18 protein-coding genes and 1 pseudogene are annotated in these 14,440 nt (G+C 56.0%); 13 read left to right on the top strand and 6 right to left on the bottom strand.

The window, feature by feature from the left end:
- The first annotated feature begins 1 nt into the window (after window position 1).
- The 10 genes and pseudogenes from fliJ (at window position 2) to rcsA (ending at window position 6,774) form a co-directional block, all read left to right on the top strand.
- Window positions 2-445, top strand: coding sequence for a flagellar export protein FliJ (gene fliJ / locus RVY89_RS04875; protein ID WP_021241386.1), 444 nt, complete (start codon window positions 2-4; stop codon window positions 443-445).
- Window positions 442-1,674, top strand: a complete 1,233-nt coding sequence (gene fliK / locus RVY89_RS04870) for a flagellar hook length control protein FliK (RefSeq protein WP_484827081.1) — start codon at window positions 442-444, stop codon at window positions 1,672-1,674. The genes fliJ and fliK overlap by 4 nt, the downstream gene beginning before the upstream one ends.
- 106 nt (window positions 1,675-1,780) lie before the next feature.
- The gene (gene fliL / locus RVY89_RS04865) at window positions 1,781-2,251 is read left to right on the top strand and encodes a flagellar basal body-associated protein FliL (protein WP_023312306.1); all 471 of its coding nucleotides are present in this window, start codon (window positions 1,781-1,783) and stop codon (window positions 2,249-2,251) included.
- A gap of 4 nt (window positions 2,252-2,255) precedes the next feature.
- Entirely contained in the window at window positions 2,256-3,260 is a 1,005-nt protein-coding gene (fliM, locus tag RVY89_RS04860; protein ID WP_014170737.1) for a flagellar motor switch protein FliM, read from the top strand.
- Window positions 3,257-3,670: a flagellar motor switch protein FliN gene (gene fliN, locus RVY89_RS04855; protein WP_023312308.1), complete on the top strand. Its 414-nt coding sequence runs from the start codon at window positions 3,257-3,259 to the stop codon at window positions 3,668-3,670. The genes fliM and fliN overlap by 4 nt, the downstream gene beginning before the upstream one ends.
- Window positions 3,671-3,672: 2 nt before the next feature.
- Window positions 3,673-4,047 (top strand): flagellar biosynthetic protein FliO, encoded by a 375-nt coding sequence (fliO, locus tag RVY89_RS04850; RefSeq protein WP_484827080.1) that lies wholly within the window; start codon window positions 3,673-3,675, stop codon window positions 4,045-4,047.
- Window positions 4,047-4,784, top strand: a complete 738-nt coding sequence (gene fliP, locus RVY89_RS04845; RefSeq protein WP_033145903.1) for a flagellar type III secretion system pore protein FliP — start codon at window positions 4,047-4,049, stop codon at window positions 4,782-4,784. Before fliO ends, fliP begins: the two co-directional genes overlap by 1 nt.
- 9 nt (window positions 4,785-4,793) lie before the next feature.
- The gene (gene fliQ, locus RVY89_RS04840; protein ID WP_008500315.1) at window positions 4,794-5,063 is read left to right on the top strand and encodes a flagellar biosynthesis protein FliQ; all 270 of its coding nucleotides are present in this window, start codon (window positions 4,794-4,796) and stop codon (window positions 5,061-5,063) included.
- A gap of 7 nt (window positions 5,064-5,070) precedes the next feature.
- Window positions 5,071-5,863, top strand: a pseudogene (gene fliR, locus RVY89_RS04835) (flagellar biosynthetic protein FliR); the annotation flags it as partial.
- Window positions 5,864-6,150: 287 nt separating this feature from the next.
- A complete protein-coding gene (gene rcsA / locus RVY89_RS04830; RefSeq protein ID WP_008500313.1) occupies window positions 6,151-6,774 on the top strand; it encodes a transcriptional regulator RcsA in 624 nt (207 codons plus the stop codon).
- Between the two features lie 101 nt (window positions 6,775-6,875).
- Here the strand turns inward: rcsA and dsrB are convergent, their stop codons facing one another.
- Entirely contained in the window at window positions 6,876-7,064 is a 189-nt protein-coding gene (gene dsrB, locus RVY89_RS04825) for a protein DsrB (RefSeq protein ID WP_013097741.1), read from the bottom strand.
- Between the two features lie 129 nt (window positions 7,065-7,193).
- Between dsrB and yodD the strand changes: the two genes are divergently transcribed.
- Entirely contained in the window at window positions 7,194-7,421 is a 228-nt protein-coding gene (gene yodD, locus RVY89_RS04820) for a YodD family peroxide/acid resistance protein (RefSeq protein WP_008500310.1), read from the top strand.
- Between the two features lie 301 nt (window positions 7,422-7,722).
- The gene (locus tag RVY89_RS04815; protein ID WP_484827079.1) at window positions 7,723-8,523 is read left to right on the top strand and encodes a mannosyl-3-phosphoglycerate phosphatase-related protein; all 801 of its coding nucleotides are present in this window, start codon (window positions 7,723-7,725) and stop codon (window positions 8,521-8,523) included.
- On the opposite strand, the gene dgcQ is transcribed toward RVY89_RS04815, so the two are convergent.
- The 3 genes from dgcQ to RVY89_RS04800 all read right to left on the bottom strand — a co-directional run bounded on the left by dgcQ (window position 8,508) and on the right by RVY89_RS04800 (window position 11,454).
- A complete protein-coding gene (gene dgcQ / locus RVY89_RS04810; protein WP_484827078.1) occupies window positions 8,508-10,208 on the bottom strand; it encodes a cellulose biosynthesis regulator diguanylate cyclase DgcQ in 1,701 nt (566 codons plus the stop codon). The two genes, RVY89_RS04815 and dgcQ, sit on opposite strands and share 16 nt — an antisense overlap.
- A gap of 73 nt (window positions 10,209-10,281) precedes the next feature.
- A complete protein-coding gene (locus RVY89_RS04805) occupies window positions 10,282-10,464 on the bottom strand; it encodes a YodC family protein (protein WP_023618677.1) in 183 nt (60 codons plus the stop codon).
- 78 nt (window positions 10,465-10,542) lie between these two features.
- Window positions 10,543-11,454: a DUF808 domain-containing protein gene (locus tag RVY89_RS04800; RefSeq protein WP_484827077.1), complete on the bottom strand. Its 912-nt coding sequence runs from the start codon at window positions 11,452-11,454 to the stop codon at window positions 10,543-10,545.
- Between the two features lie 178 nt (window positions 11,455-11,632).
- Here RVY89_RS04800 and yedA point away from each other — a divergent pair, with 178 nt between their 5' ends.
- The gene (gene yedA / locus RVY89_RS04795; protein ID WP_484827076.1) at window positions 11,633-12,547 is read left to right on the top strand and encodes a drug/metabolite exporter YedA; all 915 of its coding nucleotides are present in this window, start codon (window positions 11,633-11,635) and stop codon (window positions 12,545-12,547) included.
- Here the strand turns inward: yedA and RVY89_RS04790 are convergent.
- Window positions 12,519-13,010 carry a very short patch repair endonuclease gene (locus RVY89_RS04790; RefSeq protein ID WP_484827075.1) on the bottom strand — a complete coding sequence of 164 codons (492 nt, stop codon included), beginning with the start codon at window positions 13,008-13,010 and terminating at the stop codon, window positions 12,519-12,521. The two genes, yedA and RVY89_RS04790, sit on opposite strands and share 29 nt — an antisense overlap.
- Window positions 12,991-14,406, bottom strand: coding sequence for a DNA cytosine methyltransferase (locus tag RVY89_RS04785; RefSeq protein WP_484827074.1), 1,416 nt, complete (start codon window positions 14,404-14,406; stop codon window positions 12,991-12,993). Before RVY89_RS04785 ends, RVY89_RS04790 begins: the two co-directional genes overlap by 20 nt.
- Between the last annotated feature and the right edge of the window lie 34 nt (window positions 14,407-14,440).

The raw sequence follows: 14,440 nt of genomic DNA, 5'->3' as shown, positions 1-14,440 counted from the left end.
CATGGCGCAAAACAGCGCGTTATCAACGCTGAAAGATCTGGCTGAAAAAGAAGTTGATGATGCCGCATTGCAGCTTGGCGCAATGCGACGCGGGTGCCAGCAGGCTGAAGAACAGTTGAAGATGTTGATCGACTATCAGCATGAATATCGCACCAACCTCAATACCGATATGACACAGGGCATTGGAAGCCAGCGCTGGATTAACTATCAGCAGTTTATCCAGACGCTGGAGAAGGCGATAGATCAGCATCGCCAGCAGCTTCACCAGTGGACCCAGAAAGTCGATACCGCGCTGAATTTCTGGCGCGAGAAGAAGCAGCGTCTGCAGGCCTGGCAGACTTTACAGGACCGCCAGATCGCGGCAACGACCCTGGCGGAAAACCGTCTGGATCAGAAGAAAATGGATGAGTTTGCCCAGCGCGCATCAATGAGGAAACCGGAATGATCACACTGCAACAACTGCTGATGAGCGACAGCGACCTGTCAGGCGGTACGCAGACGGGGAAAGGCACCGACGGTGCACAGGACTTTCTCGCACTGCTCGCGGGCGCCCTGTCGGACGCAACGGGCAAGGGCAAAGATGCGCCGCTGACCCTGGCTGACCTGAAGGCTGCCGGCAGTAAACTGTCAAAAGTGGCTCAGGACGCCAAAGGGGATACCACCCTGCAGGCCAAAATTGCCGACCTGCTCTCGCGCCAGACCGCGCTGAATGGCGATGAAACGTCGCCCGTCGCGCCGCTTGATACGCTGGTTTCCGGGCTGGTGCCGCTGTCTAAGGGCGATGCGCTGAAGACGCTCAATGTGGCGACCAGCAAGGATGACGGTAAGAGCGAGCTGAGCGAGGAAGAACTGGCCGGATTAAGCGCGCTGATGGCGATGCTGCCGCACCAGCAGACCAGCACTTCACGCGCGGCAGGCAGTGACGGCGTTTCCGCCACCGCAACGCTGAATTCAACGGCGCTTACGCAAAACGGCGCAGGCCAACCTTCCCTGAACGCGGCTCCAGGAAGCCATGATAAAGCGCTGAGCTCTGCGCCTTATCAGAGTCAGGCGAAAAACAGCGACCCGGCCCTGTCGGGCAACGCGCCGGCCACGCCGGTCGTGGCCGCAACCGCAGAGAAGCAGGAGCTCGCCAGCGCCTCCTCTTCATCATCGCCGACGGCTACCCTGGCACCGATTATGTCCAGCCATGCAACCAGTCAGACGGCCGCCACCGTCGCCACCGCCCCGGTGTTAAGCCAGCCTCTGGGAACCCACGAATGGCAGCAATCCCTGAGCCAGCACATCACCCTGTTCACTAAGCAGGGCCAGCAGACAGCCGAGCTGCGTCTGCACCCGGAAGATCTGGGTCAGGTGCAAATTTCGCTTAAGCTGGATGATAACCAGGCCCAGCTGCAGATGGTCTCTGCGCACAGCCATGTTCGTGCGGCGCTGGAAGCCGCGCTGCCGGTACTGCGGACCTCACTGGCGGAGAACGGCATTCAGCTTTCGCAGAGCAGCGTCAGCAGCGAGAGCTTTGCCGGGCAGCAGCAGTCCTCATCCCAGCAGCAGCACCAGTCTTCGCGTTCCGGCAACACCGGCGGTTTTAATGAAGAGAGCGATGAGCTACTGGCTGTTCCTGCCGCCCTGCAATCCGCCGCGCGCGGTAACAGTGCCGTAGACATCTTCGCCTAAACGCCCGAGGTAGCGTGATTATCCCCGTCTTTTCCACGCTTTGACGACAGCAGGACACGGGATAATCACCTTATTAAGCTGTACCGAAACAGGAAGCTCGTATCAGATGACTGACTCCGCTATCACCAAAAAAAGTAAGCGTTCCATCTGGATCCCGCTGCTGGTGTTGATCACGCTCGCCGCCTGCGCCACCGCGGGCTATAGTTACTGGCGTATGCAGCAGGAACCTACCACCGCTGCAGCCAAAGCTGAAGCGCCACCTCCGCCGGCTCCAGTGTTTTTCCCGCTGGATACCTTCACCGTCAATCTGGGTGATGCGGATCGCGTGCTTTATGTTGGCATTACGCTGCGCCTGAAAGATGAAGCCACCCGTTCACGTCTGAACGATTACCTTCCAGAAGTGCGCAGCCGCCTTCTGCTGCTGTTCTCTCGTCAGGACGCTTCGGCGCTGGCTACCGATGTGGGTAAGCAAAAGCTGGTCGACGCCATTAAACAAACGCTGGCGACCCCGCTGGTAAACGGCCAACCTAAGCAGGAAGTCACTGACGTTCTGTATACAGCATTCATTCTGCGGTAACGACATGGGCGACAGTATTCTTTCTCAGGCAGAAATCGATGCGCTGCTCAACGGCGACAGCGATAAAAATGATGATCCGCAACCGGGTATTGGCGGCGATAGCGATATTCGTCCCTATGACCCGAATACCCAGCGTCGCGTAGTACGTGAACGTCTGCAGGCGCTGGAGATCATTAACGAACGTTTTGCACGTCAGTTCCGTATGGGGCTGTTTAACCTGCTGCGTCGTAGCCCGGATATCACGGTCGGTGCGATCCGCATTCAGCCGTATCATGAGTTTGCCCGCAACCTGCCGGTGCCAACCAACCTTAACCTGATTCATCTGAAGCCGCTGCGCGGCACCGGTCTGGTGGTGTTTTCCCCAAGCCTGGTGTTCATTGCGGTGGATAACCTGTTCGGCGGCGACGGGCGTTTCCCGACCAAAGTAGAAGGTCGTGAATTCACCCACACCGAACAGCGCGTCATTAACCGCATGCTGAAGCTGGCGCTGGAGTCCTACAGCGACGCGTGGAAAGCGATTAACCCGCTGGAAGTGGAGTACGTCCGTTCTGAGATGCAGGTGAAATTTACCAATATCACCACCTCCCCGAACGATATCGTCGTTAACACCCCGTTCCACGTGGAGATCGGTAACCTGACCGGTGAGTTCAACATCTGCCTGCCGTTCAGCATGATCGAACCGCTGCGCGAGCTGCTGGTTAACCCGCCGCTGGAGAACTCCCGCAACGAAGACCAGAACTGGCGTGAAAACCTGGTCCGCCAGGTCCAGCATTCACAGCTTGAGCTGGTGGCGAGCTTCGCCGATATCCCGCTGCGGTTATCACAGATTCTGAAATTACAACCCGGCGATGTTTTGCCGATAGAAAAACCCGACCGCATTATTGCCCATGTGGATGGTGTCCCCGTGCTGACAAGCCAGTACGGCACGATTAACGGTCAGTATGCGTTACGCGTTGAGCACTTGATCAACCCGATTTTGAATTCGCTGAATGAGGAACAGCCCAAATGAGTGACATGAACAATCCGTCCGATGAAAACAGCGGAGCACTGGACGATCTGTGGGCTGACGCGTTAAACGAGCAAAAAGCACCCCCGGCCAAAAGCGCAGCGGATGCCGTATTCCAGCAGCTCGGCGGCGGCGACGTCAGCGGCACGCTGCAGGACATCGACCTGATTATGGATATCCCGGTTAAGCTGACCGTTGAGCTGGGACGCACCCGTATGACCATTAAAGAGCTGCTGCGCCTGACGCAGGGTTCCGTGGTGGCACTTGACGGTCTGGCCGGCGAGCCGCTGGATATCCTGATCAACGGCTATCTGATTGCCCAGGGTGAAGTGGTGGTGGTTGCCGATAAATACGGCGTACGTATCACCGACATCATTACCCCGTCTGAACGTATGCGTCGTCTGAGCCGTTAAGCATGAAAACCCAGGCAACAATATCACAACCGTCTGCCGTTCCCGGCTCGCCTCTGCTCCAGGTGAGCGGGGCGTTGTTCGGTATTATTGCCTTTATTCTTATCGCCGCCTGGCTGGCAAAACGCTTTGGCCTGGCGGGTAAAACCGCCGGAGCCCGCGGCCTGAAGGTCAGCGCAAGCACCACGCTGGGGCCACGTGAACGCGTGGTCATCGTCGAGGTGGAGGACGTGCGTCTGGTCCTGGGCGTAACGGCCTCAAACATCAGCGTATTACACAAGCTGCCGCCCGCCCCTGTTGTGGTGGACGAGCGCGCAGAGGCCCCTGCGGATTTTCAGTCCGTCATGAAGAGTTTGCTTAAGCGTTCCGGGAGATCCTGATGCGCCGTTTGTTATCCCTGACGCTCGCGGGCGTTGGCCTGTTTGCTCCCGCGGTCTATGCACAGCTGCCCGGTCTGGTTTCAACCCCTCTCGCGGGCGGCGGTCAAAGCTGGTCGCTTCCGGTTCAGACGCTGGTGTTCATCACCTCGCTGACGTTTATTCCGGCCATCCTGCTGATGATGACCAGCTTCACCCGCATCATCATCGTTTTTGGTCTGCTACGAAACGCGCTGGGAACTCCTTCCGCTCCGCCAAACCAGGTTCTGCTTGGCCTGGCTCTGTTTTTGACCTTTTTCATTATGTCGCCGGTGATCGATAAGATTTACACCGACGCCTACCAGCCGTTTAGCGAAGATAAAATCTCTATGCAGGAGGCGCTGGATAAAGGCGCGCAGCCGCTGCGGGAATTTATGCTGCGCCAGACGCGCGAAGCCGACCTGGCACTCTTCGCCCGCCTGTCCAACACCGGCGAGATGCAGGGACCGGAAGCGGTGCCAATGCGTATTCTTCTGCCTGCGTATGTCACCAGCGAGCTGAAAACCGCGTTCCAGATTGGCTTTACCATCTTTATTCCGTTCCTGATTATCGACCTGGTGATCGCCAGCGTTCTGATGGCGCTCGGGATGATGATGGTGCCGCCTGCGACCATTGCCCTGCCCTTTAAGATCATGCTCTTTGTTCTGGTCGACGGCTGGCAGCTGCTGGTCAGTTCTTTGGCGCAGAGTTTCTACAGTTAAGGAACGGCAATGACACCCGAATCGGTCATGATGATGGGCACGGAAGCGATGAAAATCGCGATTGCCGTCGCCGCTCCGCTGCTGCTTGTCGCGCTGGTTACCGGTCTGATTATCAGTATTCTGCAGGCCGCCACGCAGATTAACGAAATGACGCTGTCATTTATTCCGAAAATTATCGCCGTGTTCGTGGCGATTATCGTGGCCGGACCGTGGATGCTGAACCTGTTGCTGGACTATATGCGCAACCTGTTTACCAACCTGCCGTACATCATCGGCTGATCTGACGATGCTGCACTTCACCAGCGACCAGTGGGTTCAGTGGCTCGGCGTCTACTTCTGGCCGATGCTGCGCATCATGGCGCTGATCTCCACCGCCCCCATTCTCAGCGAGAAATCGATACCCAAACGCGTCAAGGTGGGGCTGGGGATTATCATCTCCATTATCGTCGCGCCCTCTCTTCCCCCCGTGGATATTCCGATCTTCTCGGCGAACGCGGTGTGGGTGGCCCTGCAGCAGGTGATGATTGGCGTCGCCGTCGGCTTTACCATGCAGCTGGCTTTTGCCGCGGTGCGAACCGCGGGGGAACTGATTGGCCTGCAGATGGGGCTATCGTTCGCCACGTTTGTTGATCCCGGCAGTCATCTCAACATGCCCGTGCTGGCACGCATTATCGATCTGCTCGCCATGCTGCTGTTCCTGTCGTTCAACGGTCATCTGTGGCTTATCTCCATGCTGGTGGATACGTTCCATACGCTGCCGATTGGCGAAAATCCGGTGAACAGCAACGCTTTCCTGGCGCTCACCCGCGCGGCGGGGCTGATTTTCCTCAACGGGCTGATGCTGGCGCTGCCGATCATCACCCTGCTGCTGACCGTCAACCTGGCATTAGGTTTACTCAACCGAATGGCGCCGCAGCTTTCGGTGTTTGTCATTGGTTTTCCGCTGACGCTGACGGTGGGAATTTTATTAATGTCATTACTGATGCCACTGATCGCTCCTTTCTGTGAACATTTATTCGGCGAGATATTCAACCTGTTAGCGGATATTGTCAGCGAACTGCCTCGTAAATAATAGCCCGCACTGTTGCTACTGTCTTTCTGAGGATATTCCTAAAATAAAACGCGAAAAACATCTTCCAGGATATATCTGACGCGGTTTAATTGTTTCTAACCACCTCACAATACTTAATATTTACTTTACTTTAAGAAGATTCCTGGCAAATTATACGTAACTTTACGGGATAGTGAGTCCGCCTGAAAGTCTTTGTCATGCTCACAGGTTTATTATTTTTTTCCATCCCGTATGGCTGTTTTGAGCTCTCAGGCAGATGGTGAATTATCGTTACGCATTGAGTGAGGGTATGCCATGTCAACGATCATTATGGATTTATGCAGCTACACCCGGCTAGGGTTAACCGGGTACCTGGCAAGCAGAGGGGTAAGAAAGAGAGACATCAACGATGCACACACCGTTGACGAACTCGCAGCCGCTTGTGACGAACTAAAACCAGGCGTGGTGTTTATTAATGAGGACTGTTTCATTCACGATCCAGCCAACAGTCAGCACATTAAGCAAATCATTAATCAGCATCCAAAAACCCTGTTTATTGTTTTTATGGCGATCGCGAATATCCATTTCGATGAGTATTTGTTGGTCCGTAAAAATTTATTGATCAGTTCTAAATCGATTAAACCCGAGTCGCTGGATGACATTCTGGGTGATTATTTGAATAAAGAAGTTAAAAATGTAGGAGCGGTTAACTTACCCACCCTATCATTAAGCAGGACTGAATCAAGTATGCTGCGAATGTGGATGGCGGGACAAGGAACTATTCAGATCTCCGACCAGATGAATATTAAAGCGAAAACCGTTTCGTCACACAAAGGAAATATTAAACGGAAAATTAAAACGCATAATAAGCAAGTGATCTACCATGTGGTACGCCTGACCGATAATGTGACGAACGGGATTTTCGTCAACATGCGTTAGTCGTTTAAGACCCTGTGCACCCTACCTTTGATCTCTGGCCTGGCCAGAGATTTTTGCTTTTATGAGGTTGTCGGGCACGCGATGCGCTACCCGACGCCGTGCTACTCTGCCTTCTCGACAAAAATGCCGTCCGGATGCCCCAGTTCGTTAAAAAACCAGATGCCGAGCGGGTAGTCTTCCAGTGATACCAGGTACATTGTGCCTTCGCTAAACTCTTCAATTGCCAGCACCACACCCGGGCGGCGCGGCCCACCGTCCGTTTTAACGGTTACCCGATCGTTGACCTTCATACATTCCTCCTCTGGTTTTGAGCCAGTGTAGAACAAAACGCAAAAACACACATCGCCGCCCGGCGTGAATGGCGTTTTTATGCACAGTCTATACTTACCGTTGGACACGGTTGAATGAGGAACCCCGTAATGAAGACCGATAAAGAGTACAGCGACACCATCAAGCGCGAAGTCGAGGTGGATGTCGATGCCCTGCTGGCCGCCATCAATGAGATCAGTGAGTCAGAAGTCCGCCGCTCGGACGATAATTCGGACCGCGTCATTGTTAACGGAAGGGATTATCACACCTATCGCGAGCTGGCGGAGGCCTTCGAGCTCGATATTCACGACTTTAGCGTGTCTGAAGCCAATAGGTAGGGCGAAAAAAATCCCGGTCATGGGGATGACCGGGATCAAAACTTGCTTATGCAAGAAGCACTTGAAAATTCGTTACACCAGGAAATCTGATGTACATGCCACACTATCCCCAACGAATTTGGCTGACAAGCATATATTCTTACGATGAATATAATATTTTTAACATTATGCTTTTCGTTATGAGCAATAACATACGCCGAATGCGGGTTTGCCAGGGGCTGTTCCCATTTCTCCTGTTAACAATTCGGCTATTTTTTAGGAATTTTCTTAGAGCGAAACGCAGCCATTATCGGGAGTCACTATGCCTTCACTGCGGGATACCTTGCTGATTTTTTCTGATCTGGATGGCTCGTTGCTGGATATTCATACCTACGACTGGCAACCCGCAATGCCCTGGCTGGACAGGCTGCAGGATAATCAGGTTCCGGTCATTCTCTGCAGCAGCAAGACTGCGGCAGAAATGCTGGATATCCAGCAGGATCTGGGGCTGGAAGGTTTGCCTTTTATTGCCGAGAACGGCGCGGTGATTCAGCCAGACGTGCGCTGGGACAAGGTTCAACGCCAGATAAGAGGGATGACGCACCGGGATATTCGCCCGCGAATCGAGCAAATTCGCCTGCAGACAGGCTATAAATTTACCACCTTTGACGACGTGGATGAGCACGTTATCAGCGAGTGGACCGGACTGACGCGCTACCGTTCGACCCTTGCCCGCAAGCATGAAGCCTCCGTCACGCTCATCTGGCGCGATACCGACGAGAAATTGGTCGAGTTTGAAGAGCAACTGGCGCACAGCGGCCTGAAGTGCCTGCAGGGGGCTCGCTTCTGGCATATTCTGGACGCCCGCTGCGGTAAAGACGTGGCGGTTAACTGGCTGATTGAACAGTATCGCCAGCAGGACGAGATCGCGCCCACCACGCTGGGGCTCGGCGATGGCCCTAACGATGCGCCGCTGCTCGACAGCATGGACTTCGCGGTGGTCATCAAGGGGATTAACCGCCAGGGCATCACGCTACGGGACGATAACCCCGAGCGGGTCTATTACACCCGACAGCCCGGCCCGGCGGGCTGGCAGGAGGGGCTGGATCACTTCCTGTCCTGATCCCGCCACACGACGCGGTTACGCCCGTTCTGCTTGGCCTGATAGAGCCGGGCGTCCGCCACGGACTGCAGCTGTTCAAAATCGTAGTTGCCCGTTTCATCCGCGCTGCTGACGCCCAGCGAAGCGCTGATGCGCAGGGTTGTGCTCTTCTTCACCAGGATCTCCTTACTGGTGATTCGGCAACGAATGCGGTCCGCGACGCCTCTCGCCTCCTCCAGACCGATCCCCGGCAAGACCACACAAAACTCTTCTCCGCCGACGCGCCCGGCCACATCATTCTTGCGTAACGCGCTGGCAATCACGCCTGCCGTATGGGAAAGCACCTTATCACCGGCCTGATGGCCGAAACGGTCATTAATGTTTTTAAAATGGTCGAGATCGATTTGAATCACCGAGAACGGCAGCGCCTGCTGCCGACAGGTTTCCGCCAGCAATTTTGCGCGGTCGAACAGCGCGCCGCGATTATTCAATCGGGTCAACGGATCGTGCCAGGCCTGCCACTGGAGGGAGTGCTGAAGCGTATACATGTTACTCACCATCCGACGGATCACCAGCCACGAAATCAACAGCATGGCGGTAAAGAGCGCCCACAGCAGCGCCAGTACGATACTGATACTGCCGAAATCGTCCTGCACCCCTTCATGCAGGGTGTGGATCCGCAGGACGACGCCATCGAAGTGATCGAGCCGCTCCCAGCTAATAAACCGGCTCCCGAGTCGGATCCCGCCGCCGGTATCATGCTCAATCGCCTGGGCAATCTGCGCCGTTTCGCGTTCGTCAAAATGGTTAACCAGGTTTCCCGCGTTGGCAGAGGTGGCAATCATATTGAGCCGGGTATCGTACAGCTGATACTCCCCTTCCGTTCGGTCTTCCGTCGCGTCGGTCAGCAGACGCTGCATCGTGCTCAAGGTAAAGTCCATCGCCACGACGCCGTACCAGTAGCGATCGAAATAGATGGGGACGCTGGCGGTAATCGTTCGTTCATCCCCGGTCCAGGATGAAGGGGTAGAGATAAACCAGCGCACGGCACGCGCGCGATTGTTACGCTCTGACTGCTGGGTAAACCAGGACTGCGTGACCAGATGGTAATAGCGGGCGGTAATATTCCCCGCCTGGTCCGGCGTATCCGTGGAAAGGAAAAAACCGGCGCGAGAGACGTAGATCACCCGCGCTTCCGTCTGTGCTCTTGATGACGCCAGCCTGAGCAGATACCCCACTTCGAGCGCGGCAGAAATTTCATGACTGATGCGCTCGGCGTCCCGATTCAGAAGCGTGGTTTTATCCACGAACGCATCCGATACGCCGTTAATGGGAAGCGTGCGCTTTTTATCAACGGCAAGCTGCCAGGTAGGGAGCATGCGGACGGTATTAAAGCGTGATACCGCATCCTGTAAGACATCGAAGGCCAGCGGCGTCTCGATCGCATCATGCATGCCCTGACGGAACAACAGCATCCTGTCCACGCTGTTCTGTAACTGCCTATCCAGCGAACTGGCCACCGTATCCAGATGGTTGCGCTGGCTGGAGATGTACGCCTCTTCCAGTACCACCACTTCACGCCAGGTCAATAGAGTAGAAAATACCAGAACGACCAAAAAACAGAGATTAACAATCAGCCCCGGATTGCTACGCTTATGCAGCCATTGCAAAAAAGATTGTCTTACAACAAAGGTATCGCGCTGCACACACACTCCCTGATCGCTGCCTTACACCCGGTACTTGAGATAAAAACGCCCGGCAAAGCCGGGCGTTATGTGATTAAGCCTTGTCCCGCTGGTGCTGCCCGTCCCCCGGCTGAAGCTCATCTTCACGGAATGCTTCCCGCTTGATGCTATAGCCATCGTGCCACCGACATTCCACCATTCCGCTGGAATACCCGGTGACAATCATACGTGGGCCGCCCTTCTTAGGCTTAACTTCATCACTGACCAAAAAGACCATACCTGCCTCCTGTATCAGGGTGAAACTGTTTCAATTTAGACGAGGAATGGTCTTTTTGCATCCTGCCGCGGGTAACAATTAGTGCGACGTGCCGCGAATTTTCTCAACCAGCTTCACCGCCGCGACGACGATAGCGCCAATGATAAAGCCCAGCACAAGATTCAGCAGCGTGGGCAGAATCGCCGCGATAACGGTCCCCTGCGTGGAGGAGAAATGTTCGATGGCATGGTGCAGCGGCGCAATGCCGTGAACCACAATTCCGCCGCCCACGAGGAACATCGCCAGCGTGCCTACCACCGACAAACTCTTCATCAGCCACGGGGCCAGTACCAGCAGGCTTTTGCCTATGCCTCTTGCCACCGCGCTCGACTTCTCTTCCAGCCAGTAGCCAATATCGTCCAGCTTGACGATCAGCCCCACCAGACCGTACACGCCCACGGTGACCAGAATCGCGATGCCGGAGAGGATCAGAACCTGATTCAGGAGCGGCGCGTCAGAGACAATGCCCAGCGTAATGGCGACAATCTCGGCGGACAGGATAAAGTCGGTACGAATGGCGCCTTTGACCTTGTCGCGCTCGAAGGTTTTCGGATCCTGCGCGGCCAGCGCTTCAAGACGCTGCTGGCGCACCTCCGGCGTATCGCTCTGCTTGCGCGCGCTAAAGGAGTGCAGCACCTTCTCCACGCCCTCGAAGCAGAGAAATGCCCCGCCAATCATCAGTAACGGCGTGATGGCCCAGGGAATAAACGCGCTGATCAGCAGCGCCAGCGGCACCAGAATCACCTTGTTCAGGAAGGAGCCTTTCGCCACGCCCCACACCACCGGCAGTTCACGGTTTGCCCTCACCCCACTCACCTGCTGGGCGTTAAGCGATAAATCATCTCCCAGCACGCCCGCGGTTTTTTTCGCCGCCAGTTTCCCCATCACTGAAATGTCGTCCAGTAAGGTGGCAATATCATCCAGCAATGTTAATAAGCTACTTCCTGCCAAAATCTTAATCCTTCATTTTTTGGTAATTAAGTGAATAGTATGGAGCAAAAGCGCAAACCCGGAAACAGGCACCTTACGTCAACAAAAAATTCACATACGCTACACCATTAAAGGGCTCGCCAGCGCGATAGTTTTCGCGTTTACTATCAGCGAACTTTTTATTTCGTCGTGAGGGATTATGCGTTTCCGGCAATTGCTACCGCTCATCGGGGCACTCTTTTCGCTGTACATCATCTGGGGTTCAACCTACTTTGTTATTCGCATCGGCGTGGAGAGCTGGCCGCCGCTGATGATGGCGGGCATTCGCTTCCTCTCGGCGGGCATCCTGCTGCTGGCTTTCCTGCTCCTGCGCGGGCATAAGCTTCCCCCGCTGCGCCCGATGCTGAATGCCGCCCTAATCGGCCTGCTGCTGCTGGCGGTGGGTAACGGGTTTGTGACGATTGCCGAGCACCAGAACGTCCCGTCCGGGATCGCCGCCGTGGTCGTTGCCACCGTACCGCTGTTTACCCTCTGCTTTAGCCGCCTTTTCGGCATCCGCACCCGCAAGCTGGAATGGCTGGGGATTGGCATTGGCCTGGCCGGCATCATTCTGCTGAATAGCGGCGGTAACCTGAGCGGGAATCCGTGGGGTGCGGTGATTATCCTGATTGGCTCGATGAGCTGGGCGTTTGGTTCCGTCTACGGGTCGCGTATCGAACTGCCGACCGGCATGATGGCCGGTGCGATTGAGATGCTTGCCGCGGGGATTGTCCTGCTGCTGGCCTCCGCGCTAACGGGAGAAACGCTGACGACCCTGCCGCCGCTGTCGGGCTTTCTGGCGGTTGGCTACCTGGCGCTGTTTGGCTCCATCATCGCTATTAACGCCTATATGTTCCTGATCCGCAACGTCTCTCCGGCTGTCGCCACCAGCTACGCCTACGTCAACCCGGTCGTGGCCGTACTGCTCGGAACAGGACTGGGGGGAGAAACGCTCTCACCTGTGGAATGGATTGCGCTTGGGATCATCGTGTTTGCCGTCGTGCTGGTCACGCTGGGCAAATATCTGCTGCCGGCAAAACCGGTGGTCACGCCTTGCGAGGTGGAGAAACCGTAAGCAGGTGAATGCCCTGCGTGTCGATCTGCGCGGTCTGGCCGCCGCCGCAGATCCACTCTTCCAGCCGTTCGCTCAGATCGGCATCGTTCAGCTTTAATCTGCCTCTCAGCGCACATTCCCAGACGATCAGCACCCGCCAGCCCTGCGCAATCAGCGCGCTAAGGTCCCGGCGGTCGCGCTCGACGTTCTTGCCAATTTTATCCAGCCATAAATCGGTGCGCGTCGCCGGGACTTTAAACAGGTAGCAGTCGTGATGGTGCCAGAAACAGCCGTGGGTAAAGATGATGCACTGCCAGGCGTCGATGACGAAATCCGGGCGCCCCGCCAGGGCGGGATCCTGTACGCGGAAATCAAAGCCCGCCTGCGTCAGCAGTCCGGCCAGGCGCTTTTCAATGGCGGTGTCACGCGTGCCGATGGCACGCATGTTTTTACTGCGCGTCGCCTTATCGTGAACATCCGTCATTGACGGCCTCACCCTGACGAAGTGCCACCGCCTGTCGGATGCGCGAGGCCAGCAGTTTGGCCACCGCCGCAAACGCGGGAACCACCACCGAATTACCAAACTGGCGGTACGCCTGGGTGTCCGAAACCGGGATGCGGAAGCGGTAACCCTGCGGGGACTCAAAGCCCATCAGCCGGGCGCATTCTCGCGGCGTTAAGCGCCGCGGACGGTGACGCTGGTTGTGCGGATCGTCGAAATCCTTTTCACCCAGCGCCTTGTCCCAGCCTCTGTCGATCAGGATTTCCGCACCGTCTTTATAGTAGCGAGCAGACAGCGTGCGGGTGACGCTGTGCGGATCGTTCGGGTTTACCATCCCAAAACCGAAGCCGTTGCCTTTCGCCTGGTGCTTCTTGGCATAGCGGTAAAGGTATTTCCACAGCACCGGGGTCAGGATAAATTTCGCGTCGACGACCGGTTCAAGCAGATCGGCCACGGTGGGACGGCGCTCGGGATACAGAGAAGGAATATCCCGAAGGGTGAAATCCCCTTTCAGATTGAGATCGCGGCGGAAGCCCACCAGCACGATACGTTCGCGATGCTGGGGCAGGAAATGTTTCCCATCAATGATTTTAGGATCGTCCGCGCCCATATCCTCTGAATCGGCCACGTCATAACCCAGCTCATCCAGCGTTTGCATAATAATGCGGAAGGTTTTTCCGCCGTCGTGGCTTTTTAAGTTTTTGACGTTTTCCAGCACAAAGATGGCCGGGCGGCAGGCGTCGATAATGCGCGCCACGTCAAAAAACAGCGTTCCCTGCGTATCGCAGGCGAAACCGTGGGCGCGTCCAAGAGCATTCTTTTTGGAGACGCCGGCCAGCGAGAAAGGCTGACACGGGAAGCCCGCCAGCAGCACGTCATGCGCCGGGATCGTCTGGCGAATGTGCTCGGCGGCGTGTTCATCGCTCACGCCGCTTTTATGGCTCAGGGTGACATCGCGGATATCCGCGTTGAAATGGTGCTCGTTCGGATCGCAGTACCAGTTGGCCCTGTAGGTCCGGACGGCATGTTTGTTCCACTCGCTGGTAAACACGCACTGCCCGCCGATAGCTTCAAAGCCGTGCCGAATGCCGCCGATACCGGCAAACAGATCGATAAACCGGAAGGCATAGTTCGGGTGCGCGGCTGAAGGACGCGGAAGCAGGTTTTGCAGATAACGAAACTCGCCTTCGCTCAGGCGACGCCCAGCGCGTTCGCTGGTCAGCAGACGTTTAAGGATCGCCGGGCTCCAGTGGCTCTCGCCGTGCGCCACCAGCAGACCGGCCAGCGTTTTAGCATCATAGATATCCAACAGCTGGCGCAGTAAGGCCTGCACCGTTGCCGTTGATTTCTCAGCCTGCGCGGGCGCGGGCTCTGTCACTGATCGATTTTCCTGCATTCTTTTAACCGGAGAA

The organism is Enterobacter sp. 3U4, from assembly GCF_057224565.1.
Note: the sequence above shows the minus strand (reverse complement) of the source record. Positions and strands in the feature narration are given on the sequence as shown.